Raw genomic sequence first — 26,817 nt, 5'->3', positions numbered from 1 at the left:
ACCAACATGGCCCGTTATCCCTGTCGGATCGGAATCAATGACCGCAGACGGGAGCCAAATACATTGATTACCAGCCCCAGCATAATCATCAATGCGCCGACAATCTGTAGCGCCGATAATGCTTCATTGAGGAAAACAGCGGCGCTTATCAGCCCCGTAACCGGCACCAGCAACGACAGCGGCGCAACGCGCCAGGTTTCATAGCGCGCCAGCAAATTCCCCCAGATGCCAAAGCCGATAATGGTGGCGCAAAAAGCCAGATAGATCAGCGACAGAATAGTAGGAAGCTGGATATTCACCAGACTGGAGACCATCGCATCCTGGCCTTCAAACAGCCAGGAACACGCAAAGAAAGGCACGATGGGGATCAGCGCGCTCCACACCACCAGCGACATAATGTTGACGCCGCGGTAACTACTCATAATGATTTTATTGCTGATATTCCCGAACGCCCATGACAGCGCGGCGGCCAGCGTGAGCAGCAGCGTAGCGATCGTCATGCCGGAAGCCATTTGCCCGTCAGTACGCCCTTCCGCCAGCACAAACATCCCCACCGCGGCCACCAGGATACCGACGATGTGATTCCAGCGAAGCTTTTCCGACAGCAGCACGGCCCCCACCAGCAGGGTAAAGAATGCCTGCGCCTGGAGCACCAGCGACGCGATACCTGCCGGCATACCCAGCTTAATCGCAAGAAACAGAAACCCAAACTGACCAAAACTGATGGTCATGCCATACGCCAACAGCCAACGAAAAGGAATTCGCGGCGCGGGGATAAAAAAGATCGCCGGCAATGCCACCAGCAAAAAGCGTAGTCCGGCCAGTAAAAAAGGCGGCATATCATGCAGGCCAATTTTGATTACCACAAAATTTACCCCCCATAAAACCACCACACAAAGCGCAAGCAACCCATCTCTTATCGACATCCGGAATCTCTCTCACCGTATCAGACAACGACTTACTACTGTACAACCCGGCGTGACCGGGGAATACAAACCGTTCAGGAAAATTTAGGCTAAAACCAATACCGCCGGTTAGCGCCTCTGCATGTTCACATGTTTCCATTCACAGTTAAAACGTTACATGAATTAAACACATCAAATACAGAACACTCACTTCTCCTACACAAAATTGGATAATAAATGCCGGTTTTGTTCTTTGCTGTTTCTGATCACCGATGGAAGTATCGGCTTTGGATATCGGTTAAATCCTCCAGCAATATCGCATCAGGCAATGGCGTGGCCGATGCATTCATCTATATGATAAATAAATGGAAAACAACGTGAAGAACGACTTTCATTCTCATCAGAAACCGGCTCTGAGCCTTTTTGCCTCTCTGATACTTCTGGGCAGTACCTTTGGTTCACAGGCGGCAAGCGACACGCCAAAAATCGGCGGCACGCTGCTCTATCTGGAGCAACAACCCCACACCAATCTCTATACGCCCGCAGGCGGGTTTTATCCTAATGGCGGTATTCTCAATCAAATAACCGACAAGCTGACGTACCAAAACCCAGAAACGCTGGAGATCGAACCCTGGATTGCCGAGTCCTGGAGCGTCAACGCCGATAACACCGAATATACGTTTAAACTCCGCCCTGGCGTCACCTTCTCGGATGGCACGCCGCTGGACGCCAACGCCGTCGCAAAAAACTTCGATACTTACGGGTTAGGCAACCCGGCGCTCAACCAGCCTGTCTCCGAAGTCATTAATAACTACCTGCGCAGCGAAGTCATCGATCCCCTGACGGTGAAGTTCTACTTCAAGAAACCGTCGCCGGGCTTTCTACAGGGAACCTCGGCCATTGGTTCCGGTCTGGTTTCCCTCAACACGCTGGCGCAGAATTTCAACCAGTTAGGCAACGCCCGCAACATCATCGGCTCCGGTCCGTTTGTGGTCAGCGGCGAAAAGGTGGGACGTGAACTGAAACTGACCGCCCGCCAGGATTACAACTGGGCGCCGGTGAAATCGAAGCATCAGGGGCGGCCTTATCTGGATGGCATAACCCTTCTGGTCACGCCGGAAGATAGCGTGCGTATCGGTGCATTGGTATCCGGTCAGGCTGATTTTATTCGCCAGATACAGGCATACGATGAAAAGCGGGTACAGGATCAAGGCTTCAATATTTACGCGCCGCCGACGCGCGGCGTAAACAACAGCATCGTTTTCCGCCCGGATAATCCGCTGGTGGCCGACATTCGCGTCCGTAAGGCGCTGCTGCATGCCACCAATACCAAAGAGATCATCGATACGCTATTTTCCGCCAACTATCCGCAGGCGACCTCACCGCTGGCGAAAACGGCGGCGGGATATGTCGATCTCTCGGAGAAGCTGACGTTCGATCCGGCTCAGGCCTCTCGTCTGCTGGATGACGCAGGCTGGAAAACGGGCGCTCAGGGTATCCGGCAAAAAGACGGCCAGTCACTGATACTGACGGCGTATGAATCCCTGCCTCAACCCCAGAACAAAGAAACGTTGCAGCTCGTCTCACAACAGTGGGCCAACGTTGGCGTGAAGCTGAATATCCTGGCGGGCGATGCCGGCAGTAAAACCGTGGATAGCCTTGACCCGCTCAAAACCGCCGTGGCTCCCGCCATGGTAGGACGCGCCGATCCTGATGTACTGAAAAGCCAGTATTACCCCACGGTGCGTAACGCCCTGCTGCAAAAAGGCGGCGCCAGCGACAAGGTCAAAGATTTTGTGGATACCCGCCTGAACGCCCTGCTGGATGGCATCGCCACCGAAACCGATCGCAGCAAACGGCTGGCGCTGGTTGGCGAAGTCCAGAACTACCTGATCGACCAGGCGTATGTGATCCCCATTTTTGAAGAGCCGCAGGTCTTTGCCGGCGCCTCAACGACCAAAGGCATCGCCTTTGAAGCCGTAGGACGCCCCAATTTTTACAACACCTGGTTAGATAAGTAATCAGACTGACGATGAGGAGAGCATCATGAGCAGATATCTGGCAATACGCATCGGTCAGGCGCTGATTGTGCTCTGGGCGGCATTTACCTTATCTTTCATACTGCTCCAGGCCATGCCGGGCGATGCCGTTCTCATCAAGTTTCAAAACCCCGAGCTTGGCCTGAGCGCCGATCAGATAGCCCAGTTACGTCTGGCCTACGGCGCGGATATTCCGGTGCTGACCCAATATTTTCACGCCATTGACCGGGTTTTACATGGCGATTTCGGCCTTTCATTGCAGGCTGGCGTACCGGTTACCGAACTGCTGGCGGTCAATTTGCCCCCCACGCTGTTACTGGCGGTACTGGGCTTCAGCGCTGCGGCGATTCTGGCGTTCGCCATCGCGTTCGTATCGACGCTGACCCCCTTTCATTGGTTGCGCACCGCGTTGCAGTCGCTGCCTTCGCTGTTTATCTCCGTACCCACCTTCTGGTTGGGCATCGTACTCATTCAGATTTTCTCTTTCCGGCTGGGTTTAATTTCCGTGATTAATCCCGGCGAATGGGAAGGATTGATTTTACCTGTCCTCACGCTGGCGCTACCGATTTCCGCGCCGCTGGCACAGGTGCTGATGCGCAGTATCGATCAGGTTCAGACTCAGCCTTTCGTCGCCGTGGCGCGCGCCAAGGGCGCCAGCCGTCGCGGCGTGCTGTGGCGACATATCGCCCGCAACGCGATGCTGCCCACGCTCACTATCGCCGGTTTGCTGCTGGGGGAATTAATCGCGGGCGCGCTGATTACCGAAACCGTATTTGGCCGCAGCGGGCTCGGGCAACTGACGCAGGACGCGGTGAACAATCAGGACAGCAGCGTGTTACAGGCCATCGTGATTATCTCCGCCATCGCCTTCGTGGTGGTCAATCTGGTTGTTGACCTGCTTTATCCCTTACTCGATCCGCGCCTGAAGAAAACGACGACAGGAACCACATTATGACTATTGCGCAACTGGAAAAAATTTCTTTTCCGCTATTACGCAAACGCCCCCGCCTGCGCCGTTTCGCTGTCCGGCCAGGGCTGATTCTCGCCTGGCTGGTGATCCTGACGGTCACGCTCTGGGCGCTGTTTCCCGGTTTGTTTACCGCCTACAGCCCAACCGCAGGCACGCCGGGCGCACAACGTCTGGCGCCCGGCGGCGAATACTGGCTGGGCACCGACCAGCTCGGACGCGACCTTTACGCCCGTATCGTTTACGGCGCAGTGCACTCCCTCTCCGGCGCGTTTATCGCCGTGGCGCTGGGTCTGGTTCTCGGTAGTTTTCTTGGTCTGCTGGCGGGAGCCGTTGACGGCTGGCTGGATACGATAGTGATGCGTTTTATTGACGTACTGCTCTCGATCCCCGGCTTGTTGCTGGCGCTGAGCGTCATTATCCTGCTCGGGTTTGGAACGGTTAATGCCGCCATCGCCGTCGGGGTAACGTCGGTGACCAACTTTGCCCGTCTGGTTCGTTCAGAAGTGCTGCGCGTGCGCTACAGCGATTATGTCGAGGCGGCTTATGGCAGCGGCGGCACGTTCTTCAGCGTACTGTGGCGACACATTCTGCCAAATTCGTTGACCACCGTATTTGCGTTCGCCGCGTTGCAATTCGGCAGCGCCATTCTGGCGATCTCTACCCTGAGTTTTCTGGGTTACGGCGCGCCGCCGCCAACGCCGGAGTGGGGCTTGCTGATCGCAGAAGGCCGCAATTACATCGCAACCGCCTGGTGGCTGACCACGTTCCCGGGGCTGGTCGTGGTACTGGTGGTGTTATCCGCCAACCGCATCAGCCAATCCATCGGGAGGACGGAACGATGAGCCTTGCTCTCCGGTTGCAAAGCAGCGCCAGCGTGCCCGTGCTGGCTCTGGACAAGGTGACTATCGCCTACCGCAGTGACGGCCGGGAACAAACCGTGGTGGAAGGAGTTTCCTTTCAGATTTACCCCGGTGAAGTCGTCGCGCTGGTGGGAGAGTCAGGCTCCGGTAAAACCACCACGGCTCAGGCCGTTATCGGTTTGCTGGCGGAAAATGGCCGCCTGACGCGAGGCACTATCCGGCTTAACGGCACCGATATCACCCACTGGCCGCAAAAGCGGCTTGATAACCTGCGTGGCGCCCATATCAGCCTGATTCCACAAGATCCCACCAGTTCACTGAATCCGGTAAAAACCATTGGTGAGCAGGTCGATGAAATTCTGCGCATTCACCAGCGGGAAGATCGCCATGCCACCCGCCAGAAAACGCTGACCTTGCTGGAGCGAGTTGGCCTGCACCAACCGGAACTGCGGGCACGCCAGTATCCGCATGAACTTTCCGGAGGTATGAAGCAGCGGGTGCTTATCGCCATGGCGATTGCCCTGAAACCGGCGCTGATTATCGCTGATGAGCCAACCAGCGCGCTCGATGTCACGGTACAAAAACGTATTCTCGATCTGCTGGACGAACTGCGACACGAAAACGGCACCGCAGTCCTGTTCGTCACCCACGATCTGGGCGTCGCAGCGGAACGGGCCGATCGGCTTCTGGTGTTTCAAAACGGCTATATTCAGGAACAAGGGCCGACGAACGACGTCCTGAAAGCCCCCGCCAGCCACTATGCGCAAACCCTGCTGGCGAACGTTCCCTCGCTGAACCCGGTCAAACGCCCTCCGCTACCGCCGTCAACCGATACCATTGTTTCCGTGGAAAATCTGGTACAGGAATTTACGCTGACGGGTAAAAACGAACGCTTCCGCGCCGTCGATAACGTTTCTTTTAACGTCGCACGGGGCAGTACGCATGCCATCGTGGGTGAATCAGGATCAGGCAAAACCACCACGGCTCGCAGCCTGCTGGGGTTTCAGCATCCCAGCGCAGGACGAATTCTGATTGATGGTACGGATATCACCCGCCTGAAGGGAGAAGCCCTGCGTCAGTTCCGGCAAAAGATCCAGTTGGTTTATCAGAACCCGTTTGGCTCGCTCGATCCGTCTCAACGGCTGTATGACATCGTTGAGGAGCCGTTACGCAACTTTAAACGCCATACGCCGGCACAGCGCGAACACAAGGTTCATGAAATGTTCGAGCGCGTCGCCCTGCCTGCCTCGCTGCTGGCGCGTAAACCGCGCGAGCTTTCCGGCGGTCAACGTCAACGCGTCGCCATTGCCAGAGCGCTGGTGCTGGAACCGCAGGTGCTGGTGCTGGACGAAGCGGTATCCGCATTGGATGTCACCGTGCAGGCTCAGATTCTGCGTTTGCTGAGCGAGCTACAGCGTTCGCTGGGCCTGACCTATCTGTTTATCTCGCACGATCTGGCGGTGGTACGTCAGATCGCCGACACCGTTTCCGTGTTGTACCGCGGCAAGCAGGTGGAATCAGGTCCGGTAGAGCAGATCTTTGCCCAGCCAGCAAATCGCTACACCCGCGAATTAATCGACGCAATCCCCGGGCGGCAACACCCGGCTTTCGTCTGATCGCCATACAAAAGAAGGATTTTCAGAATGACAAGTAAACGTCTCGGGTTTTTCACCCGCTTGCTGGATGATGTCTCCGCCCAGCAGCGCTATCGGTTAGCCACCGAGCAAATTATCAAAGCGGAGCAACTGGGGTTCGACAGCGCCTGGGTTGCTCAGCACCACTTTCATGCGGATGAAGGCGGCTTGCCGTCGCCGCTGGTTTTTCTGGCGCAGGTGGCGGCCCGCACTCAGCGTATCCGGCTGGGCACGGGGGTTATCACGCTTCCCATGGAACAGCCGCTACGGGTAGCGGAAGACACCGCCGTACTCGACCTGCTCAGCAACGGCAGACTGGAAGTCGGCGTTGGTTCCGGCGGCACGCCGTCGTCCTTTGCCGCATTCGGTCATGACAGCGCACAACGAGGACATATCCTGGGGCGTCATCTGGCCCAGTTACGCGCCGCCTGGCAAGGCGATGCGCTGAGCGAGGACGGTAATCAACTTTACCCCGCGGCCCCTCATCTGAATAAACGCGTCTGGCAGGCCACTTTTTCCGTAGAAGGCGCTGAACGGGCGGGTAAAGCGGGCGATGGACTGATGTTGTCGCGTACCCAGCCCAGGCCGGAAAATTTCCCCGACGCCACACTGGCCGATCTACAGAATCAGATGATCGATGTCTATCTGGATGCCCTGCCCGCAGGGGTCACGCCGCGTATTCTCGGCTCCCGCAGCGTATTTGTGGCAGACGATCGCCAGCTGGCGCTGGATTTGGCGGAGAAAGGTCTTCAGCGTTCCGCCGCTCGTCTGGGCGCCTTCCGCCCCATACGCAGTGACTCGGTTGAATCGCTGATCGCGTCATTCGATAGCCATGTTGGTACGGCACAGGATGTCATCGCGTCGCTACAGGCGGACAGCTCGCTGGCTCGCGTGACCGATCTGGCATTCCAGGTGCATTCTATCGATCCGCCGCATGCGCTGATCCTTCGATCGCTTGAATTAATCGCCACCCAGGTGGCTCCCGCTTTGGGCTGGAAGCCCGCCGTCAAACAGAAAAATCCGGTGCAGGAGATTGTATGACAACCCCATCCCACAACATCCATTCCCATGACGTATTGAACGTACTGGCTGAAATCCCCGCTGATTCAGAACTGGCGAACGCCAGAAAAACCCGTGAAGCGGCGACACGCCACACGCAGGGAAGCTATGATGCCCTGTTTTCTGCTGTCTCAGAAGAGGAAACGGCGCTTTCGTTATCACTACGTTTATTGCTGGCAGAAAAGATCAGCGGCTGGCATCAGGATGACGTTTTGCAACGCTTCTATTCCGACAGGCTTGCCGATTTCCCGGCGCCAGAACTGACGCCGACGTTACAGCTGGCGCTGGAGCATACTGAACGGCTGACCAAAAACCCGGTCAGTGCCGATGCCGGGCACCTACAGGCGTTGCAACAGGCAGGCTGGTCGGTGGATGACATTGTCACCCTTTCACAGCTGGTGGCCTTTATCAGTTTTCAAAGTCGATTGCTGCGCGGCTATCGCCTGATTGCGGGACATCGGGTCAGTCAGCCGCACTCTCAGGCTGCGGTGGCGGGTCGCTGGCATACCCATGCCAATACCCAAAGCGGGAAACGAGCGCCGCAGGCGTTCACCCAGGCAGAACTGGACTGGGAACCGTGGATTCAGCCCAAGTCGCTGGCCGCGTTCAGCAACGATGAACAAGCGATTCTGGCGCGTTTCGGCCATACCGATTCTGACTATTTCCGCCTGCTGGGACGCAATTTCCCGGTGCTGGAACAGCGCACGCTGACGGATAAGGGGATCTTTTACACTTCGGGCGGATTGCCGCGTAAGGAACGAGAATTGGTCGCCGCCATCACCAGCAAGGTTAACGGCTGCATCTATTGCGCATCGGTGCATGCCCGCAAGGCCAGCCAGCTCTCCAGGCAGGATGATGACGTGCAACGATTACTGGACGTCGCACCCGGCGGTGATTTGAGCATCGGCCAAAGCCCGCGCTGGCAGGCCATCATTGATTTTGCCGCCCGTCTTTCCGTTACGCCCGCACAGGTCAATAGCAACGATCTGTCCCGTTTACGGGAGCAAGGGTTGGATACGCTGGAAATTGTTGATCTGGTGCAGTCGGCCGCCTTCTTCTCCTGGGCCAACCGACTGATGCTAACGCTGGGCGAACCTTTCTGGCCGGAGCGCTAATCTTGTTTCTGCCCGTTTGCCGCCGGTGCAAACGGGCAAATATTATCGTCGAAACATCGCCAGACAAGCGGCGCAAGCCAGAAAAACCACGCCAGCCGTTCTGCCCCCGCCATTTAATCATCGCACCGCGACGTAAAAAACGAACTCATAACATGATAAGATTCCCTATCTGGAACATTAAAACCCTATTTTTGGTTTAATGTTCCACAATAGGAATCTTAAAGTCTACTTCGAAACAAAAAATCATAATGTGCTATTATTGTAATCTAAAGCCACAGTTTTGCGGTTTGTGTCCCCTAAAAGGAACATTATGAGCATTACTAATAAATCACCGGCGGCCATTGCAGAAGAGCTTGGAGAGCGGTTAAAACAAGCTCGTCTCAACAGTAACTTAACCCAGTCAGAGGTCGCGGATCTCGCCGGGTTATCAAGAAAAGCGGTACTCAACGCGGAAAAGGGTAAAGTCCAACTGGAAGCGTTGATCGCTATCATGGCCGCGCTTAACCTGACAGAACAGTTAGATAAGTTTCTGCCTCCGCAGGATATTTCTCCCATCCAGCTTGCCAGACTGCAAGGTAAGCAGCGGCAAAGGGCATCCGGTCAGAGAAAAACCAAAGATAACAAAAGTAATGAGGACGTACTGGAATGGTAATGGAAGTTATCAACGTCAATTACAAAAACAGTGAAGTGGGCGCCGTCAGTTTTAATACGGATACCGGGATAGGCGCATTCGAATATAGCTCGTCATTTATCAGGCAAGGCATCGAACTCTCACCGCTTAAGATGCCGCTGGAAAACCGGATATACGCGTTCCCCGAGCTTGATTTCGCAACCTTCAAAGGGTTACCGGGATTAATTGCGGATTCCCTGCCGGATGACTTCGGCAATGCCGTGCTAAACGCGTGGGTGGCAAGCAAAGGTAAACAGCCAGGCGACATTACGCCCCTGCAAAGATTGCAGTACACCGGTAAGAGAGGGATGGGCGCGCTTGAATACACGCCGGCCACCAGGCTGAAAAGCCTGAATGCTTCACAACAGGTAGAAATTGCATCGTTAGTCAATATTGCTCAGGAAATTCTGGATAGCCGGGCAAACTTTGCAGTTGAGTTAAATAAAGCGGGCCAGGAAGATCGCGAAGCCATGATGACGCTGTTATCCGTGGGCATGAGCGCAGGCGGCGCGCGCGCCAAAGCAGTTCTGGCATTTAATGATGATTTTACTCAGGTTCGTTCCGGTCAGGCCAACGTTCCCCCAGGGTTTACCCATTACCTTATGAAATTTGATGGCGTAAGCGAACACAATAAAAATAAGGAAACATTCGGGGACCCGCTCGGCTATGGCGCCATGGAATACGTTTACCACCTGATGGCTAAATCCTGTGGTATAGAAATGATGCCCTGTAAACTACTCAATGAAGGCGATCGCCGCCATTTCATCACCCGACGATTTGACCGGGCTGGCAATCAGAAAATTCATATGCAAACCCTGAATGGGATGGCGCATGTGAGTTATAAGCAACCGGGCTCTTTTTCCTACGCGGAATTATTTGGGGTAGCCAGACAACTCCGCCTTCCTGCCGCCGCCGCAGAACAATTGTTTAAGCGCATGGTATTTAATATCGTCGCCAGAAATCATGATGACCATGCTAAAAACTTTGCGTTTCTTTTGAATGAGAACACCTGGGCTCTGGCGCCCGCCTACGATATCGCTTACAGCTACAAACCAGAAAGCAAATGGGTCAACCGTCATTGGATGAGTCTCAATGGCAAACGCGATAACTTTTCCCGCGATGACTTCTATTCGCTTGCAAGACTCAGCCCGCGCTTTACCCATGACAAAATCAACCGCATGATTGATGAAACCATCAGCCATGTCGCGCAATGGCGAAAACTGGCGACGGAACAGCATGTACCAGAGACGTTGATAGCGGAAATTGAATCAAACCTCAGATTGTCGCTATAGCCTGAAACGAAGCAAGCGACTGACGAAGCGGCGGTGAGTGAATCCTCAAGCCATTATCAAGAGGTTTCTCAACCGATTCCCGATCAAGAAACCCCTTAAGCGGAAAGCATCAACGCATCGTCACAAACTCTTCCGATGCCGTCGGATGAATGGCGACGGTATTGTCGAAGTCTTTTTTGGTCGCGCCCATTTTTACCGCCACCGCAAAGCCTTGCAGCATTTCATCCATGCCGAAGCCAATACCGTGGATACCCACGATCTTCTCGTCCTTGCCGACACAGACCAGCTTCATGCGGCACGGCTGGCGATGCTGGGTGACAGCGGTATACATGGCCGTAAAAGCCGATTTATACACTTTTACCTGCTCGTCGCCATACTGTTCACGCGCCTGGGGTTCGGTCAGTCCGACAGTACCAATCGGCGGGTGGCTGAACACCACGGTCGGAATGTTGTTGTAATCCAGATGCTCGTCCGGTTTGTTGTTGAACAGACGCTCGGACAAACGACGCCCCGCCGCGACAGCAACCGGCGTTAACTCAACCGCGCCAGTATTATCACCCACCGCATAAATACCCGGTACGTTGGTGTTCTGGAATTTATCAACCTTGATATAGCCTTTGTCGTTCAGCTCAACCCCGGTCACGCCAAGGTTCAGGTTATCCGTTGCCGGTTCACGGCCAATCGCCCAAATCAGGCAGTCAACCGTGTGTGACTGCCCGTTTTCCAACTGTAGCGTCAGGCTGCCATCGGCATTTTTTACTACCACTTTGGGAATGGATTCGGTATGCAGCGCCGGTCCTTCGGTGTTCATCACTTCTACCAGCGTATCGACAATCAGCGGATCAAAGCTGCGCAGCGGCGCGTGTTTACGCACGAACAGATGCGTTTCTGAACCCAGCGCATTCAGCACCCCGGCAATTTCGACGGCGATGTAGCCGGCGCCAACCACGGCAGTACGCTTCGGTAATGCGTCCAGCGCAAAGAAGCCGTCGGAATCGATGCCATACTCCACGCCCGGAATATCCGGATGCGTCGGACGACCGCCGGTCGCGATCAAAATATGGTCGGCCGTGATTTTCTCACCGTTCACTTCCACGGTATGGGCGTCAACAAAACGGGCAAAACCCTGAATGACATCGACCTTGTTTTTACCCAACACGTTGTCGTAAGACTGGTGGATACGATCAATATACGCGCTACGGTTTTTCACCAACGTTCCCCAGTTGAACTGATTAACCGTGGTATCAAACCCGTAATCAGGTCCGTACTGATGGATCGCTTCGGCGATCTGCGCCGCATGCCACATCACTTTTTTCGGCACACAGCCGACATTGACGCAGGTACCGCCCAGCTGTTTTGCTTCGATCAACGCACATTTTTGCCCATACATCGCCGCACGGTTAATCGAAGCGATACCGCCACTACCGCCGCCAATAGCAAGGTAGTCATAGTGTTTGGTCATCAGAGTATCCATGCTTAAGTGAGTAAAATTTGCCTAGAGTGTAACGCCAGAGCCCTGCGCCCCACAAAGTTTATGCCTATGGCTATAATAGGAAAAACCAAACCACGCTAACCTGTGCGGGGATGCCCAACCTACTCCGGGACAATCTGCTCTACCAGAGTATGGCCCGTTCCCGCAGGCACCAGCACGCTGTGCAGCCAGGGCAGCACGCTTTTCATTTGCGCAGCCAGTTTCCACGGCGGGTTAATCACAATCATCCCGGAAGCGGTCATACCGTGCCGATCGCTATCCGGCAGCACGGCCAGTTCAATTTGCAGAATATTACGGATCCCGGTTGCTTCCAGCTCTTTCAGCAACCGCTTGATTTGCTGACGCAGCACCACCGGATACCACAGCGCAAATACGCCGGTGGCAAAACGTTTGTGCCCGTCCTGAATGCCTTTTACCACCGCCTGATAGTCGGTTTTCAGTTCATAAGGCGGATCAATCAGCACAAAACCACGGCGTGAGAGCGGCGGCAACTGCGATTTCAACTGCTGGTAGCCATCCTCGCGTCGTACTTTGGAACGGGCGTCTTTCTGGAATTCATTGCGTAACAACGGGAAATCGCTGGGGTGCAGCTCCGTCAGATGAATTTTGTCCTGCTCGCGCAGCAGTTGACGGGCAATCAGCGGGGAGCCGGGGTAATAACGCAGCTGTCCGTTATGATTATAGGTACGCACCGCCTGCATATAGGGTTCGAGCTCAGCCGGAATATCATCGCGCTGCCAGATTTTGGCAATCCCCTCCAGATATTCCCCGGTCCGTTCGGCGTGCTCGCCGCTGAGTTGATAGCGCCCGGCGCCCGCGTGGGTATCCAGATACAGAAAAGGTTTCTCTTTCTCTTTCAGGGCAGAGATGATCAGGCTCTGAACGGTGTGTTTCAGCACGTCGGCATGATTGCCGGCGTGAAAACTATGGCGGTAACTTAGCATAATGATTATTGCTTTCCGATGACTTGATATTAACAAGGTAGATCAGCTAATTACGCCGACTTGACCTATATGCTGTTCCTGCTGCGTATGCGTCGCGTTGTTGAAACGCCAGCGGGCAGGAAATAAAGAACGGTATGGCGACAGTATAAACTGTCTGACGCTGAACCGGCGATGATAAAAAATTTCCGGGAGAAATTTTTGGCGCGGCGTTAACAACACGCGTTAGGTGACGGTCATTGATAGTCCGTCACAAAAAATCCGCTTCTCACTTTTGAATGCTCTGCAACCATTGATTTTCACCTAACTTGACCTCATCTTAGTGATTAATCCGCAAGTTACATTCGCCTTGTTAGTCAATAACGGCAACGAGACCACCCACAATTATCAGGACTGCGCCATGACGAATCCATTACTGACCCCATTCACCCTGCCCCCGTTTTCCAGCATTAAAATCGAAGATATTGTCCCGGCAATAAAAACTGCGCTGGAGGAATGTCGTCAAACGGTAGAACGCGTTGTGGCTCAGTCAGAAGCGTTCACCTGGGAAAATCTTTGTCAGCCGCTAGCAGACAGCAGCGATCGCCTTAGCCGCATTTTTTCACCGATCAGCCATCTGAACTCGGTAAAAAATAGCGCGGAATTGCGTACCGCTTACGAGCAGTGTCTGCCGCTGTTGTCCGAATACAGCACCTGGGTGGGTCAGCACGCCGGGCTTTATCAGGCTTATCGCAGCCTGAAAGACGGCGAACATTATGCAACCCTGAGCGTTGCCCAAAAGAAATCCGTCGATAACGCACTGCGCGATTTTGAGTTGTCCGGTATCGGTCTGCCGCCAGAAAAACAGAAGCGCTATGGTGAAATCGCCGCCCGTCTGTCAGAACTGGGATCGCAGTACAGCAATAACGTGCTGGATGCCACCATGGGCTGGAGCAAGCTGGTGACGGATGTCGCCGAGCTTGACGGTATGCCGGAAAGCGCTTTGGCGGCCGCCAAAGCGCAGGCTGAATCCAAAGAGCAGGATGGTTGGCTGCTGACGCTGGATATCCCCAGCTACCTGCCGGTCATGACCTATTGTTCCAATCAGGCGCTGCGTGAAGAAATGTATCGCGCTTACGCCACCCGCGCTTCCGATCAGGGCTCGCATGCCGGGAAGTGGGATAACAGCGACGTCATGGCGGAAGAGTTGGCGCTGCGCCATGAACTGGCGCAATTGCTTGGTTTTGACAGCTACGCACACAAATCTCTGGCCACGAAAATGGCGGAAAGCCCACAGCAGGTTATCGACTTTCTGACCGATCTGGCAAAACGCGCGCGTCCTCAGGCTGAGGACGAGCTGGCGCAGCTACGCGCGTTCGCCAAAGAGAACTACGGCGTGGACGAATTACAGGCGTGGGATATCACCTACTACAGCGAACAGCAAAAACAACATCTGTATTCCATCAGTGACGAACAACTCCGCCCGTACTTCCCGGAGCAACGCGCGGTAGCCGGCCTGTTTGAAGTGGTGAAACGTATTTACGGCATTACGGCAAAAGAGCGCAAAGACGTGGATGTCTGGCATCCGGATGTGCGTTTCTTCGACCTGTTTGATGAAAGCGGCGAACTGCGCGGCAGCTTCTATCTCGATCTTTACGCCCGCGAACACAAACGCGGCGGCGCCTGGATGGATGATTGCGTAGGTCGCCTGCGTAAAGGCAACGGCGAACTGCAAAAACCGGTCGCCTACCTGACCTGTAACTTTAACCGTCCGGTCAACGGCAAACCGGCGTTGTTCACGCACAATGAAGTCACCACGCTGTTCCATGAATTCGGTCACGGGCTGCACCATATGCTGACGCAGATCGATACGGCCGGCGTGGCGGGCATCAGCGGCGTGCCGTGGGATGCCGTCGAACTGCCAAGCCAGTTTATGGAAAACTGGTGCTGGGAGCCGGAAGCGCTGGCCTTCATCTCCGGCCATTACGAAACCGGCGAGCCACTGCCGCAGGAACTGCTGGATAAAATGCTGGCGGCGAAAAACTATCAGGCGGCGCTGTTCATTCTGCGTCAGCTGGAATTCGGCCTGTTCGATTTCCGTCTGCATGCCGAATTTGATCCCGCCAAAGGCGCGCAGATTCTGCCAACGCTGGCTGAAATCAAAGCGCAGGTTGCCGTGGTGCCCAGCCCGAGCTGGGGCCGTTTTCCGCACGCCTTCAGCCATATCTTCGCGGGCGGTTACGCCGCAGGCTACTACAGCTACCTGTGGGCCGACGTGCTGGCGGCCGATGCCTATTCCCGTTTCGAAGAAGAAGGTATTTTCAATCGCGAAACCGGCCAGTCTTTCCTGGACAACATCCTGTCCCGCGGGGGTTCTGAAGAGCCGATGGAATTGTTCAAACGCTTTCGCGGCCGGGAACCTAAACTGGACGCCATGTTGCACCATTACGGCATTAAAGGGTGAATATTTGCCTGATGGCAGAGGACGGCGCCGATTACGGCGCCTTATCCCTGCTGGCCGACCGTTGGGGGTTAGTTTCCGATCCCGCCGCCACGATGGCGCTGGTGCTGACGCCGGAACGGCTGGAGCTGCGCAAGCAGGATGAACCCAAACTCGGCGCCATCTACGTCGATTTCGTTGCCGGACCGATGGCGCACCGCCGTCGTTTCGGCGGCGGGCGCGGCGAGGCCGTCGCCAAAGCCGTGGGCATCAAAAAGGATTACCTGCCCGATGTGGTCGATGCCACGGCAGGATTGGGAAGAGACGCCTTTGTGCTGGCATCGCTGGGCTGTCGTGTTCGGATGTTAGAACGCAATCCCGTTGTGGCGGCGCTGCTGGATGATGGGCTGCAACGGGGCTATCAGGACCCGGAAATCGGTTCGTGGCTGCGAGAGCGGCTTACGTTACTGCACGCTTCCAGCCTGACAGCACTACGCGATCTCACACCACCGCCCGACGTTGTCTATCTCGACCCGATGTTTCCTCATCGGCAAAAGCGTGCGCTGGTGAAAAAAGAGATGCGGGTATTTCAATCGCTGGTGGGTTCTGATGATGACGCCGATGCCTTACTGGCGCCGGCGCGGCAGCTGGCAAAGAAACGCGTTGTGGTAAAACGACCGGATTACGCTCCGCCGCTGGCGGGCGTTCCAGCGCAGTCTATGCTCGAAACCAAAAGCCATCGTTTCGATTTCTACCTGCCGCAGATTACGCAATAGAACAAAACCCTCGTTTTCGCGAGGGTTCTGCCGTTGTTACACGACACCTTACGTCAGCACGGCGTCCGCAACTTTTTTTGTCTGCTAAAAAAGACGATCAAATAAGGCGAATTTTTATTCGTCCTCTTCATCTTCGCGTAGCGGAACAATCAGCATATCAATATGAACCGTGTTAATTAGCTGACGCGCGGACGACATCAGTTTGCTCCAGAAATCCTGGTGGTGACCGCAAAGCACCAAATCCACATCGTATTTTCTGATCGCATCGACCAGTACCTGCCCCAGATCGCCGCTACCACTGAGCGTTTCGGTAATAGGATACCCCGCATTCTGAGACAGATCGGTCAATGCATTCTGGGTTTCTTCGGAGATTCGTTGCTGCATATCACCCAGATTGACATCAATCAGCCCGGTGTAGAGATCTGAGTAGTTCACATCGACATGGATTAAAGAAACCTTTGCGTTATACGGTCTTGCCATTGAGACCGCCTTTTCCACTAACACTTTACTTTCCGGAGAAAGATCAACAGCAATAAGGATATGTTTGTAAGCCATAATAAGACTCCTTCCGTAAAGACTAATTAATGGTCAGCAGATATTTTCCCTGCCAATCTGATACTTAACAGCTGTTTATATGATAACACCCGGCTGTCTCACCGATATGTTCAGCAGATCACAACGCCGTATTTTAACAAAAATCAAATAAAGCGTGGCAAATCACAACACCTGGCAATCTTCGCAATATTCTTTATAAGAATAGTAGAAATCGCTTCTTTTCATCATTAAATCACACAGGTTCTTCTTTCCAAAAGGATATTACGCCAGACAAAATAACCGGGTAGCGTGATTGGTCCCCTTCAGGTATGGCAAAAAAAGGCGTTCCTCTTCTACAATAAAAAAGAGGGGACAATTTCATTTCGTCATCCTCGACAGGTGAAAAATGACAATCGGGTTAGCCGTCAAAACCATTGGCTATCCGGGAACACAATAAAATCGCGTGAAAACGTGTGGCATAAGTATTCGCAGGGATATTGTCGGCAAGATGTCGTGCACGATGACACCTGACGAATAACATCTACCGGGAGGGGAGCATGATCAGTACATTTGCGCTTTTCTGGGCTTTATGTGTTGTCTGTATCATCAATATGGCGCGATATTATTCCTCATTACGCGTATTACTGCTGGTTCTGCGAGATTGCGATCCGCTGCTTTACCAATACGTTGATGGGGGTGGTTTTTTCACATCACATGGTCAGCCAAGCAAACAAATCAGACTGGTACGCTATATCTACGCACAGCGTTATCTCGAACACCACGATCCCGAATTTATGCGCCGCTGTGAAAGGGTGCGAGGGCAGTTCCTGCTGACAACCGCGCTGTGTGGATTGGTCGTTATCAGTTTAATTGCGATGCTGATTTGGTACTGACAACCAATTTGGTAATGAAATAATGAATCGTTACAGATAGCAAAAAGGCGATCCCTTACAGAATCGCCTTTTTTATACGCTATACCCAATCGATTTCGAATTACAGGGAGCGCTAGATCAGCTTTAACGCCAGCCAATACAGTGTGCCAGACAGTATCAACGAAACTGGCAGCGTCAGCACCCAGGCCAACATAATATTTTTCACTGTTTTACTCTGAACGCCGCCGCCGTCGACAATCATTGTCCCGGCAACCGCCGATGACAAGACGTGGGTAGTCGAAACCGGCATCCCGGTGTAGCTCGCCACACCAATCGACAACGCCGCGGTAACCTGTGCGGAAACCCCCTGCGCATAGGTCATGCCTTTCTTGCCAATCTTCTCGCCGATTGTGGTGGCGACACGTTTCCAACCCACCATCGTACCCAGAGAAAGGGCCAGCGCTACCGCGATGATGATCCAAATCGGCGCGTATTCGATAGTCTGCAACAGGTCTTTACGCAGGTTGCTCAGGTAACGTTTATCTTCTGACGGCGTTTCCGGCAGCTTGATAATCCGATCCATGGTATCGGCAATACACATCAGCAAACGGCGTACTTTGCCACGATCTTCCGCATTTAACTGATCGTAGCCCTTCAGGTTATTCAACTGTCCTGCGGCATGCTCAATGGCAAGCATGACGCGTGAACTATCGCAGTGGAATTCGGCCTGTCCGTTTGCGGGAATCGTTTTTTCCGGCGCAGGAATCAACGGTGGCGAAAGATCGATAACATGCATCAGCGCTTCACCGTGCTGCTGGTAGTATTCCTGCAAATTGACAACCGCATCGCGGGTTCGACTGATGTCGTAGCCGGATGCGTTCATATTGACGATAAACCCGGCCGGCGCCACTCCGATCAGAACCAGCATAATCAGACCGATGCCCTTCTGACCATCATTCGCACCGTGGGAAAAGCTGACCCCGATAGCGGATAAAATCAGTGCGGTACGCGTCCAGAAAGGTGGCTTGCGCTTACCGTCCTGTTTCTCGCGATCGACAGGCGTCAGGTGAACACGTTGACGTTTTTTACTGTTGTTCCAGAAACGGCGCAAGAAGAAAACCATCATCCCGGCGACAATCATCCCCACAATGGGCGACAGAATCAACGACAGGAAAATACTGATCATCTTAGGTACATTGAGCGCGTCCACCACTGACGTGTCCGTCAACAGCGCGTTAGTCAAACCAATACCGATAATGGAACCGATCAAAGTATGCGAACTTGAAGCCGGGATACCGAAATACCAGGTTCCGAGATTCCAGATGATCGCCGCCAGCAGCATGGAAAAAACCATCGCCAGGCCATGAGCGGAACTGACATTCAGTAATAAATCGGTAGGCAGCAGGTGGACAATCGCATAAGCAACGCTTAGCCCGCCCAGCAATACGCCCAAAAAGTTAAACAAGCCAGCCATAACAACGGCGAACTGCGCACGCATGGCTCGGGTATAGATAACGGTAGCAACAGCATTTGCTGTATCGTGGAAGCCATTGATAGCTTCATAAAATAATACAAACAACAAAGCCAGGATCAACATCAGGCCGGTGTAGTAATCCAGTCCGGCAAATAAATGTAGCATAAGCGTTAGGCCAGTTAGTGGTCATGAACGCGGCGCATTATCTGCGACAAGCGGGGGTTGGGAAAAGGGAAATATGAACTTTTTTTGACATAGTATAGAGTGCGATATAACGTCAAAATAATTTAATTAATAAAAATCAATCTATTACATATTTTTACCGAAGCACGCAAATTGTTACGCTGGCATCCGGCAACAACGAACACTACAATTTGCCGTCCTGATAGTTCACCACCCGCCAGAAATACTCGAGCCTTAACCGGAGAAAGCATTGTGGAACAGTTTGACGTTGTCATTATTGGCGCCGGCGCTGCGGGGTTGTTCTGCGCCGCGCAGGCGGGGCGGCGTGGACTGCGCGTACTGTTACTCGATAATGGTAAAAAGGCTGGCCGCAAGATATTGATGTCCGGTGGGGGACGCTGCAACTTTACCAACATGTACGTCGAACCTGCGGCCTATCTGTCGCAAAATCCACATTTCTGCAAATCAGCGCTGGCGCGATATACCCAGTGGGATTTCATCAGCCTGGTGAACCGCTACCAAATCGCCTATCACGAAAAAACGCTCGGCCAGCTCTTTTGTGATGATTCCGCCCAGCAGATCGTCGATATGCTGGTGACCGAATGCGAAAAGGCCAACGTGACGATACGGCTGCGCAGTGAAGTGACCTCGGTGGAAAAATCAGAAGACACCTTTATCCTGCAATTGGTCAGCGGCGCCACGCTGCACTGTACCTCGCTGGTGATTGCCAGCGGTGGTCTGTCCATGCCGGGACTGGGCGCAACCCCCTTTGGCTATCAGTTGGCTCAACAATTCGGGTTGAATGTTTTGCCAACGCGGGCCGCCTTAGTGCCGTTTACGCTGCATAAACCCTTGCTGGAACACCTGCAAACGTTATCGGGCGTCTCCGTCCCCGCGCTGATCACCGCAGAAAACGGGGTTACCTTCCGGGAAAATATTCTGTTTACGCATCGCGGCCTCTCCGGCCCGGCGGTGCTGCAATTATCCAGCTATTGGCAGCCCGGTGAGTTCATCACCATCAATTTGTTGCCCAATCAGGATTTATCTGCGCTGATTAACGATGAACGGGTGTCTCACCCCAACCAAAGCCTGAAAAACACATTGGCGCAGTGGCTTCCCAAACGCCTGGTGGAATGTCTGCAAACGCTGGGGCAACTGCCGGATGTCACGCTGAAGCAGTTAAATCACACCCAACAACAGCAAATTGAAACAAACATCCAGCAGTGGCGGATACAGCCCAACGGTACGGAAGGCTATCGGACGGCAGAGGTTACGCTGGGCGGCGTAGATACCCGCGAGCTCTCTTCCAAAACAATGGAAACCAATAAAGTCGCGGGGCTTTACTTCATTGGTGAAGTCGTTGACGTCACCGGCTGGCTCGGCGGCTACAACTTTCAATGGGCATGGAGTTCAGCCTGGGCTTGTGCGCAGGCACTGCCGGTTGTGATGGGAAAATAAAGTTTGTACATTGCCATAATCATAAGAAAGTTTATTACTTCGCGGTTTAAGGAAATAACTGAATGGCAGCCCGGTTATATTGAACCTGCCGATATGCGGAGAGCAGGAAATGCTTTTTTAACCGGCTTTATGCTGGCGTTATTATTGTCTGACCATACCGAACCGGATGAAAATATCATTATTCTCGCCATGGAGACAGGCGGAAAATCGGCAGGCAACTTTTATATCATCACGGAGCGTTTGGTTTCGGTAAGCCTTATTCAGGCCGATATCGCTTTCCCTTTAAATAAAAACATGTCTGGCATTTACTCCGTAATAATCTTGGGCTAACTATGTTTTGGAGCAAATTGTGTTTTCTCATTGTGGCCCTGATGTTTGGCGCCAGAATTGGCGGTGCATTTTTAGGTATGATCGGAGCATCGGCGTTCTTTAGATACGGTGAGTATCGCAGTAATATCTTTTATAAATAAGGATCAGTAAGGTTACCTAATTTATTAAGAAAATCTGTTCTTTTTATAAATAATTAAAAAAACGCCTTACGACAATGAATTCGCGCTTAAATCCAGCATTTATCTCTTCTACAAAAATCGTACTCAATTTATCAAACAGTTCAAATTTTTTAACTCGCTTCTTCACTGCGTTTATCAGCCAACTTGATAAGCACATCATATTTTGAAAAAGATTTGTCGTACATTCAAGCGATATAAATTGCGCACTAAGAAATCGGCTTGGAACGATTTCAATCAACTACCTGAATCATTTTCAATGATGGGAAGCATTACGCAGACATCGAAGTGTGCCAGGTATCAGCACGATTTCCTTCACCAGCGAGGGGGAAGAAGAAGATGAAAAAGAAACTGTGTGTAATCGGGCTGGCGGAGGTCGTCTGCGACGCCATGGGCGCGCGCCTGAGATCGCTGATCGGTGAATACGCCGAGATCATGTGCTGGTGCCTCGAGACCAGCGCCAATGCGCCGCCGCGCGGCTACGACCTGTACCTCGCGACCTATCCCGGCACCTATGAATACGCCAAGCGAATTCTCCCTGACGGCACCCCGATACTGCTGGCGGGTCGATTCGTAAACCCATCGAACTTCGACCGGCTTCTCGAATTGCCCAAGGGGACCCATGTGCTGGCGGTCGACAATTCACTGGAGAGGGCGAAATACCTCATGTGGGAAATTGCCCGCTTCGGGATCAATCATCTCGACATATCCCCGTATTACCCCGGCGGTCCAGAGCCTGCGGACATGGACCAGGCTGTCGCCATCGGCGCCGGCAGAAAGAAAAACGTTCCCGACGGCATGGAATTCATCGATCTCGGCGTGAAGGACATCACCATCACGACCTATGCCGAGATCCTGCGGGCGCTCTCCATTTCCGACAACGTGCTCAACGCCATCGCCCACACCTACATGGATTCCGTTTTCGAGACGGCGCGCCGCAGCAACAAACTCAGAACGCGCCGAGATACAATCATCAACAACATCGACGAGATCATCCTCGGTATCGACGAGAAAGGCGCCATCATCTTCAAGAACCACGCCGCCGAAGGCCTGATCGCGAGCGTCGGCAAGACCGATGCGTTGCGCTTCGGGGACGTCTTCACCGAGTTGGAGCATCCCTTCTCGTATTATTACGAGAACAGCAACGAGGAAATCGTCACCAGGATCAACAATCTGTACTACGTTCTCCAGATCAAGCCCGTCGCCGAGCCGATCGGGGGGAATATCGGCGCGATCATCATCGTGAAACCCGTCAATCGGGTCCAGGAACTGGAGAACAAGGTCAGACGCAAGCTGAAAGGGACGGGACTGACGGCGAAATATTCCTTCGCCGACATATTGGGGAAATCTCCGGCCATCCGGCAGGCGGTGGAGATAGCGCGCAAGTTCGCCGACACCTCTCTGACTGTGCTACTGGAGAGCGAGAGCGGAACGGGCAAGGAACTCTTCGCCCAGTCCATCCACCAGGCTTCCGCCTGCGCCAACGGCCCGTTCGTCGCCTTCAACTTCTCCGCGCTGCCGGAGACCTTGGCCGAGAGCGAGCTGTTCGGATACGAGGAGGGCGCTTTCACCGGCGCGCGCCGTGGCGGCAAACCCGGCCTGTTCGAGCAGGCCCACAACGGTACGATCTTTCTGGACGAACTGGGAAGCGCCTCGCTCGGCGTGCAGGCCCGGCTGCTCCGGGTGCTGGAGGAGCGGGAGGTGCGCCGCATCGGCGGCGAGCGGGTGCTGCCGATCTCCGTGCGCGTCATCGCCGCCACCAACGAAAGCCTCGGCGCCATGATCCGCGACAAACAGTTCCGCCAGGATCTGTTCTATCGAATTTGCACCTGCCCCTTGTACATTCCGCCGCTGCGCAAGCGCAAAGGCGACGTGCTACTCCTGGCCAAGCATTTCGCCGAAACGCATCACGCCCACAATCTGAAGTTCGACAGGGCGCTGGAGGACTTCTGCAACACCTACGACTGGCCGGGCAATGTGCGCGAGTTACAGAACATGGTCACCTATCTGTGCACGGTCGTGCCTTCGGGCCGCACCTGCACCATCGCCGATCTACCGCGCTACTTTCAATCGGCCAGCTATTCACCGAACGTCGACGAGAAGGAGCAGATGCTGCTTGCCACCCTCCGCGAAGAACTGATGAAGAACGGCACTCTGGACATCTGCAAAGCGATCCTGTCCATCTACAGCACAAAGACCAAGGGCCGGAACATGGGGCGGGAGCCGCTGTTCAGCCTGCTGAAGAACAACGACGACGACATCACCTATCCGGCGCTGAGGCGCCATCTCGGCGTGCTGAAGCGCCACGACATGCTGCACGCGGGCTCAACCAAACAGGGCACCGAAATCACGCCTCTTGGTCGCGAATTTCTGAACTATGTCAACCGCGTAAAACCATGAGCGGAAGGCAAAGGCCGCGCCGGACCGGTGTGAGATCCACCGCCGGAAGCGGGCTTCACCGCAATGCACAGACCCTGCAAGACACCGCACGGCGGAAAAAATATTAAAGCACGACGCGACTATTGGGATGGATTAGGTCGGTCCAATATCCCAATAGTTGCTATAAATATCGCTGATATTCTTATTTTATAAGCAATTTCAATGCGTTGTGAATTTGGCATATCTCCTGCATAACGAGCGCATCAAACAACTGCATCATACCTCACGGAGACTCCAGACATCATGACGTCAATTCAAAACAACCCTTTCACTACCGTCCCGGCCGACACGACCATGACACGGGACGCGGCGAGATTCGTCGAAACCGTCGTCTTCGGCGACATGCCGACGGAAGTGCTGCGCGTCGGCACCCGTTGCCTGCTCGACGGCCTTGGACTGTACGTAGCCGGCTCGGACCATGAATGCGTGAGCATTCTGGCGAAGGTCGCAAAAGACACCGGCGGCAAGGGAGAAGCCCTGCTCCTCGGCGATCCCGGCATCAGGGTACCCGCGCCCATCGCAGCGCGTGTCATGGGGACCGCCGGTCACGTGCACGACTGGGATGACTCCCAGGTCAGCCTCGACCCCGATCACGTGTATGGTCTCCTCACCCACCCGACCATGCCTTCCCTTACCGGCGCCCTGGTCGCCGCGCAGATGCGCGGCGGCGTCTCCGGCATGGATTTCATGCTGGCGTTCATGACCGGATTCGAAGTCGAGACGAAGATCTCGGAATGGATGCTGCCGCAGCACTATCGACGCGGCTTCCATTCCAGCGGTACGGTCGGCACGTTCGGCGCCTATGCGGCCGCCGCCAAAGTGCTTGGCCTAAAAGGTGACACGCTGCGCTGGGGTTTCGGCATCGCCGCGAGCCTCGCCGCCGGCATCCGCGTCAATTTCGGCACCATGACTAAATCGCTGCATGTCGGCCGCGCCTGCGAGAACGGCATCACCGCCGCCATCCTCGCCAAGGCCGGCTATACCGCCGATCCCTCTGCGCTGGACGGAATCTGGGGCTTTTGCGCCGTGCTCGGCGGCGGTGTTTCGCCAGACAAGATCGCGCAAGGCTTCGGCCAGACCTGGAGCATCGACCGGCCGGGGGTGAGCATCAAGCCTTATCCCTGCGGCGTGCTGACTCATCCGTCCGCCGACCTGATGCTGAAGCTGGTCAGGGACAATGGCGTCAATAGCGGCGAGGTTGAACGGATCATCTTGCGCGCCGGCTCGAATATTTTGAACCCAATCCGCTACCCGATCGCGAAGAACCACCTGCAAGCCAAATTCTCGCTGCCGGCGATCCTGGCCATGATGGTACTCAGCGGCAAGGCCGGTAAACGGGAATTCTCCGACGCTTTTGTTGGCAGCGACGCCATGCAGGCAATGCAGCAACGTATTTCCTGCCAGTTCGATCCGACCATCGAGGCCAAAGGTTTCGACAAGATGCGATCGAGCATCGAGATCGTCCTCAAGGATGGCCGCTCGTTCCGCGGCGACGCCGACGAGCGCTACCGCGGCGGGCCCGATAATCCCATCACCGACGCCGAACTCGAAGGCAAGGTTTTCAGTTGCGCCGAAGGCGTGCTTAGCAACGCCGCCACCGTGCGATTGATTGACCACGCCTGGAGGATTTTGGACCTGAAGGACGTCTCGATTCTGACGACACTTCTGCACGAATAATAATAATTCCGCAACCCGGAGAGACCATTATGGTAAACATTCAAGGTATTCCTCCAGCAGGGAAAACGCCCTCAAAACATTTTCTCGCGACGTACTGGCCGCACCTGGCATGGGTCGGTACGTTCCTGGTTATCTGGCTGATCCCAAGTCCAGCCGGCCTCGATCCCAAGGCCTGGCAGCTGTTCGCCATCTTCGTGGCGACGATCGTCGGCTTTATGACCAAACCCTACCCGATGGCGGTCATCGCCCTCACCGCCATCGCCGTGACGGGACTGACCCAGACGCTGACGCCTGCGCAGACCTTGAGCGGCTTCAGCGATACGACCATCTGGCTTATCTGCAGCGCGTTCTTTATTTCGCGCGCCTTCCTCAAGACCGGACTGGGCAACCGCATCGCCTATCTGTTCATGAGCATGGTGGGCAAAACGCCCCTTGGTCTGGCCTACGCCACGACGTTGACCAATATCGTCCTGGCTCCCGTAATCCCTTCCAACACCGCGCGTCTCGGCGGCATCCTGTTCCCCTTGCAGTTGGCGATCTCGCTCGCCTATGACAGCGATCCGGCCAAGGGCACCGGTCGGCGCATCGGCTCGTTCCTGATGTCCAACGCATTCCAGGGCAATCTGGTCATCTCGGCGATGTTCCTGACGGCCATGGCGTCCAACCCGCTGATGGTCGGCTTCGCCCGCGACGTCGGCGTGGAAATCACCTGGGGCACCTGGGCCCTGGCGGGTGCCGTCCCCGGTCTCCTGTGCCTGACTATACTGCCGCTGATCCTGATGGTGGTGTGGCCGCCCGAGATCAAGAAAAGCCCCGAGGCTGCGGCCCTAGCCAAAGAGAAGCTAACGGCGATGGGGAAGATTACGCGTAGCGAGTACATCATGCTTGGTGTGTTCGTCGGCTTGATCGGGCTGTGGACCATCGGCGACATGATGTTCAAAGTCAACGCCACCATTGCCGCCCTGATCGGTCTCGCCATTCTGCTGCTGACACGGGTTTTATCCTGGTCCGACCTGGCCGCGGAAAAGGGCGCCTGGAATACGCTCATCTGGTTTTCCGCTCTGGTCATGATGGCCAATTTCCTCAATAAACTCGGCCTCATTCCGTGGATGAGCGAACAGTTGGCAGGCTACGTCAGCGGATTTGATTGGTATGCGGCATTTATCCTGTTGTGCGTGATTTATGTGCTCGCGCATTACTTCTTCGCCAGCGCGACGGCGCATGTGGCCTCCATGTATCCGGCCTTCCTGGGCGTCATCCTGGCGGTTGGGACACCGCCGGTGCTCGGCGTGCTGGGTCTGTGCTTCGCCAGTAATTTGATGGGCGGCATCACGCATTACGGACTGGGTTCCGGACCGATCTTCTACGATTCCGGTTATATCCCCCTGCGGCCCTTCTGGCTGCTCGGCCTGCTGTTCTGCGTCGTGTTCCTGACCATTTACCTGGGTATCGGCCCGATCTGGTGGAGGATGGTGGGTCTGATCTAAAGATGCCCGGCGCGT

The 26,817-nt window shown here is 54.6% G+C and carries 21 protein-coding genes and 1 pseudogene; 17 read left to right on the top strand and 5 right to left on the bottom strand.

Annotated elements, in window-relative coordinates; genetic code table 11:
- Nucleotides 1-14 precede the first annotated feature (14 nt).
- Complete coding sequence (locus B4923_RS15155; RefSeq protein ID WP_109055207.1) at nucleotides 15-926, bottom strand: EamA family transporter; 912 nt, start codon at nucleotides 924-926, stop codon at nucleotides 15-17.
- A gap of 356 nt (nucleotides 927-1,282) precedes the next feature.
- Between B4923_RS15155 and B4923_RS15150 the strand changes: the two genes are divergently transcribed.
- The 8 genes from B4923_RS15150 to B4923_RS15115 all read left to right on the top strand — a co-directional run bounded on the left by B4923_RS15150 (nucleotide 1,283) and on the right by B4923_RS15115 (nucleotide 10,544).
- Nucleotides 1,283-2,926 (top strand): TIGR04028 family ABC transporter substrate-binding protein, encoded by a 1,644-nt coding sequence (locus B4923_RS15150; protein WP_425428634.1) that lies wholly within the window; start codon nucleotides 1,283-1,285, stop codon nucleotides 2,924-2,926.
- A 25-nt stretch (nucleotides 2,927-2,951) separates the two neighbouring features.
- Nucleotides 2,952-3,899 (top strand): ABC transporter permease, encoded by a 948-nt coding sequence (locus B4923_RS15145; protein ID WP_109055205.1) that lies wholly within the window; start codon nucleotides 2,952-2,954, stop codon nucleotides 3,897-3,899.
- Complete coding sequence (locus B4923_RS15140) at nucleotides 3,896-4,756, top strand: ABC transporter permease (protein WP_109055204.1); 861 nt, start codon at nucleotides 3,896-3,898, stop codon at nucleotides 4,754-4,756. Before B4923_RS15145 ends, B4923_RS15140 begins: the two co-directional genes overlap by 4 nt.
- Nucleotides 4,753-6,390 carry a dipeptide ABC transporter ATP-binding protein gene (locus tag B4923_RS15135; RefSeq protein WP_109055203.1) on the top strand — a complete coding sequence of 546 codons (1,638 nt, stop codon included), beginning with the start codon at nucleotides 4,753-4,755 and terminating at the stop codon, nucleotides 6,388-6,390. Before B4923_RS15140 ends, B4923_RS15135 begins: the two co-directional genes overlap by 4 nt.
- Before the next feature lie 27 nt (nucleotides 6,391-6,417).
- Nucleotides 6,418-7,449: a putative FMN-dependent luciferase-like monooxygenase gene (locus B4923_RS15130; RefSeq protein WP_109055202.1), complete on the top strand. Its 1,032-nt coding sequence runs from the start codon at nucleotides 6,418-6,420 to the stop codon at nucleotides 7,447-7,449.
- Nucleotides 7,446-8,582 (top strand): alkylhydroperoxidase domain protein, encoded by a 1,137-nt coding sequence (locus tag B4923_RS15125; RefSeq protein ID WP_109055201.1) that lies wholly within the window; start codon nucleotides 7,446-7,448, stop codon nucleotides 8,580-8,582. The genes B4923_RS15130 and B4923_RS15125 overlap by 4 nt, the downstream gene beginning before the upstream one ends.
- A gap of 310 nt (nucleotides 8,583-8,892) precedes the next feature.
- Nucleotides 8,893-9,234, top strand: a complete 342-nt coding sequence (locus B4923_RS15120; RefSeq protein WP_211313964.1) for a helix-turn-helix transcriptional regulator — start codon at nucleotides 8,893-8,895, stop codon at nucleotides 9,232-9,234.
- On the top strand, nucleotides 9,234-10,544 hold the full coding sequence (locus B4923_RS15115) for a type II toxin-antitoxin system HipA family toxin (protein ID WP_342752539.1): 1,311 nt from the start codon (nucleotides 9,234-9,236) through the stop codon (nucleotides 10,542-10,544). Before B4923_RS15120 ends, B4923_RS15115 begins: the two co-directional genes overlap by 1 nt.
- A gap of 109 nt (nucleotides 10,545-10,653) precedes the next feature.
- Here the strand turns inward: B4923_RS15115 and gorA are convergent, their stop codons facing one another.
- Complete coding sequence (gene gorA / locus B4923_RS15110; RefSeq protein WP_109055199.1) at nucleotides 10,654-12,006, bottom strand: glutathione-disulfide reductase; 1,353 nt, start codon at nucleotides 12,004-12,006, stop codon at nucleotides 10,654-10,656.
- A gap of 131 nt (nucleotides 12,007-12,137) precedes the next feature.
- A complete protein-coding gene (locus B4923_RS15105; protein ID WP_109055198.1) occupies nucleotides 12,138-12,980 on the bottom strand; it encodes a 23S rRNA (adenine(2030)-N(6))-methyltransferase RlmJ in 843 nt (280 codons plus the stop codon).
- Between the two features lie 397 nt (nucleotides 12,981-13,377).
- On the opposite strand from B4923_RS15105, the gene prlC reads away from it, so the two are divergent.
- Nucleotides 13,378-15,420: an oligopeptidase A gene (gene prlC, locus B4923_RS15100; protein WP_109055197.1), complete on the top strand. Its 2,043-nt coding sequence runs from the start codon at nucleotides 13,378-13,380 to the stop codon at nucleotides 15,418-15,420.
- A gap of 11 nt (nucleotides 15,421-15,431) precedes the next feature.
- On the top strand, nucleotides 15,432-16,172 hold the full coding sequence (gene rsmJ / locus B4923_RS15095) for a 16S rRNA (guanine(1516)-N(2))-methyltransferase RsmJ (protein ID WP_425428633.1): 741 nt from the start codon (nucleotides 15,432-15,434) through the stop codon (nucleotides 16,170-16,172).
- A 114-nt stretch (nucleotides 16,173-16,286) separates the two neighbouring features.
- On the opposite strand, the gene uspA is transcribed toward rsmJ, so the two are convergent.
- Nucleotides 16,287-16,727: a universal stress protein UspA gene (gene uspA, locus B4923_RS15090; protein WP_109055195.1), complete on the bottom strand. Its 441-nt coding sequence runs from the start codon at nucleotides 16,725-16,727 to the stop codon at nucleotides 16,287-16,289.
- Between the two features lie 536 nt (nucleotides 16,728-17,263).
- On the opposite strand from uspA, the gene uspB reads away from it, so the two are divergent.
- Nucleotides 17,264-17,599: a universal stress protein UspB gene (gene uspB, locus B4923_RS15085; RefSeq protein ID WP_109055194.1), complete on the top strand. Its 336-nt coding sequence runs from the start codon at nucleotides 17,264-17,266 to the stop codon at nucleotides 17,597-17,599.
- 112 nt (nucleotides 17,600-17,711) lie between these two features.
- Here uspB and pitA read toward each other — a convergent pair whose 3' ends face one another.
- Nucleotides 17,712-19,217 carry an inorganic phosphate transporter PitA gene (pitA, locus tag B4923_RS15080; RefSeq protein ID WP_109055193.1) on the bottom strand — a complete coding sequence of 502 codons (1,506 nt, stop codon included), beginning with the start codon at nucleotides 19,215-19,217 and terminating at the stop codon, nucleotides 17,712-17,714.
- A 270-nt stretch (nucleotides 19,218-19,487) separates the two neighbouring features.
- Between pitA and B4923_RS15075 the strand changes: the two genes are divergently transcribed.
- From B4923_RS15075 to B4923_RS15055, 6 genes and pseudogenes are all read left to right on the top strand, one after another.
- A complete protein-coding gene (locus tag B4923_RS15075) occupies nucleotides 19,488-20,693 on the top strand; it encodes a BaiN/RdsA family NAD(P)/FAD-dependent oxidoreductase (protein ID WP_109055192.1) in 1,206 nt (401 codons plus the stop codon).
- A gap of 3 nt (nucleotides 20,694-20,696) precedes the next feature.
- Complete coding sequence (locus B4923_RS20800; RefSeq protein WP_146187263.1) at nucleotides 20,697-21,023, top strand: hypothetical protein; 327 nt, start codon at nucleotides 20,697-20,699, stop codon at nucleotides 21,021-21,023.
- 2 nt (nucleotides 21,024-21,025) lie between these two features.
- Nucleotides 21,026-21,109, top strand: a pseudogene (locus tag B4923_RS21105) (hypothetical protein); the annotation flags it as partial.
- Between the two features lie 429 nt (nucleotides 21,110-21,538).
- Nucleotides 21,539-23,599 (top strand): sigma-54 interaction domain-containing protein, encoded by a 2,061-nt coding sequence (locus B4923_RS15065; RefSeq protein WP_109055190.1) that lies wholly within the window; start codon nucleotides 21,539-21,541, stop codon nucleotides 23,597-23,599.
- Nucleotides 23,600-23,881: 282 nt separating this feature from the next.
- The gene (locus B4923_RS15060; RefSeq protein WP_109055189.1) at nucleotides 23,882-25,315 is read left to right on the top strand and encodes an MmgE/PrpD family protein; all 1,434 of its coding nucleotides are present in this window, start codon (nucleotides 23,882-23,884) and stop codon (nucleotides 25,313-25,315) included.
- A 29-nt stretch (nucleotides 25,316-25,344) separates the two neighbouring features.
- Nucleotides 25,345-26,802 (top strand): anion permease, encoded by a 1,458-nt coding sequence (locus tag B4923_RS15055; RefSeq protein ID WP_109055188.1) that lies wholly within the window; start codon nucleotides 25,345-25,347, stop codon nucleotides 26,800-26,802.
- Nucleotides 26,803-26,817: the final 15 nt, after the last annotated feature.

It is taken from the genome of Brenneria roseae subsp. americana (assembly GCF_003115815.1).
Taxonomy (GTDB): Bacteria; Pseudomonadota; Gammaproteobacteria; order Enterobacterales; family Enterobacteriaceae; genus Brenneria; species Brenneria roseae.
Note: the sequence above shows the minus strand (reverse complement) of the source record. Positions and strands in the feature narration are given on the sequence as shown.

Coding starts and splice junctions, on each gene's coding strand:
- gorA (WP_109055199.1), bottom strand. CDS start 12,006: ATGACCAAACACTATGACTACCTTGCTATTGGCGGCGGTAGTGGCGGT.
- uspB (WP_109055194.1), top strand. CDS start 17,264: ATGATCAGTACATTTGCGCTTTTCTGGGCTTTATGTGTTGTCTGTATC.
- B4923_RS15120 (WP_211313964.1), top strand. CDS start 8,893: ATGAGCATTACTAATAAATCACCGGCGGCCATTGCAGAAGAGCTTGGA.
- B4923_RS15115 (WP_342752539.1), top strand. CDS start 9,234: ATGGAAGTTATCAACGTCAATTACAAAAACAGTGAAGTGGGCGCCGTC.
- B4923_RS15065 (WP_109055190.1), top strand. CDS start 21,539: ATGAAAAAGAAACTGTGTGTAATCGGGCTGGCGGAGGTCGTCTGCGAC.
- pitA (WP_109055193.1), bottom strand. CDS start 19,217: ATGCTACATTTATTTGCCGGACTGGATTACTACACCGGCCTGATGTTG.
- B4923_RS15135 (WP_109055203.1), top strand. CDS start 4,753: ATGAGCCTTGCTCTCCGGTTGCAAAGCAGCGCCAGCGTGCCCGTGCTG.
- B4923_RS15105 (WP_109055198.1), bottom strand. CDS start 12,980: ATGCTAAGTTACCGCCATAGTTTTCACGCCGGCAATCATGCCGACGTG.
- B4923_RS15145 (WP_109055205.1), top strand. CDS start 2,952: ATGAGCAGATATCTGGCAATACGCATCGGTCAGGCGCTGATTGTGCTC.
- uspA (WP_109055195.1), bottom strand. CDS start 16,727: ATGGCTTACAAACATATCCTTATTGCTGTTGATCTTTCTCCGGAAAGT.
- B4923_RS15155 (WP_109055207.1), bottom strand. CDS start 926: ATGTCGATAAGAGATGGGTTGCTTGCGCTTTGTGTGGTGGTTTTATGG.
- B4923_RS15130 (WP_109055202.1), top strand. CDS start 6,418: ATGACAAGTAAACGTCTCGGGTTTTTCACCCGCTTGCTGGATGATGTC.
- rsmJ (WP_425428633.1), top strand. CDS start 15,432: ATGGCAGAGGACGGCGCCGATTACGGCGCCTTATCCCTGCTGGCCGAC.
- B4923_RS15055 (WP_109055188.1), top strand. CDS start 25,345: ATGGTAAACATTCAAGGTATTCCTCCAGCAGGGAAAACGCCCTCAAAA.
- B4923_RS15140 (WP_109055204.1), top strand. CDS start 3,896: ATGACTATTGCGCAACTGGAAAAAATTTCTTTTCCGCTATTACGCAAA.
- prlC (WP_109055197.1), top strand. CDS start 13,378: ATGACGAATCCATTACTGACCCCATTCACCCTGCCCCCGTTTTCCAGC.
- B4923_RS15125 (WP_109055201.1), top strand. CDS start 7,446: ATGACAACCCCATCCCACAACATCCATTCCCATGACGTATTGAACGTA.
- B4923_RS15060 (WP_109055189.1), top strand. CDS start 23,882: ATGACGTCAATTCAAAACAACCCTTTCACTACCGTCCCGGCCGACACG.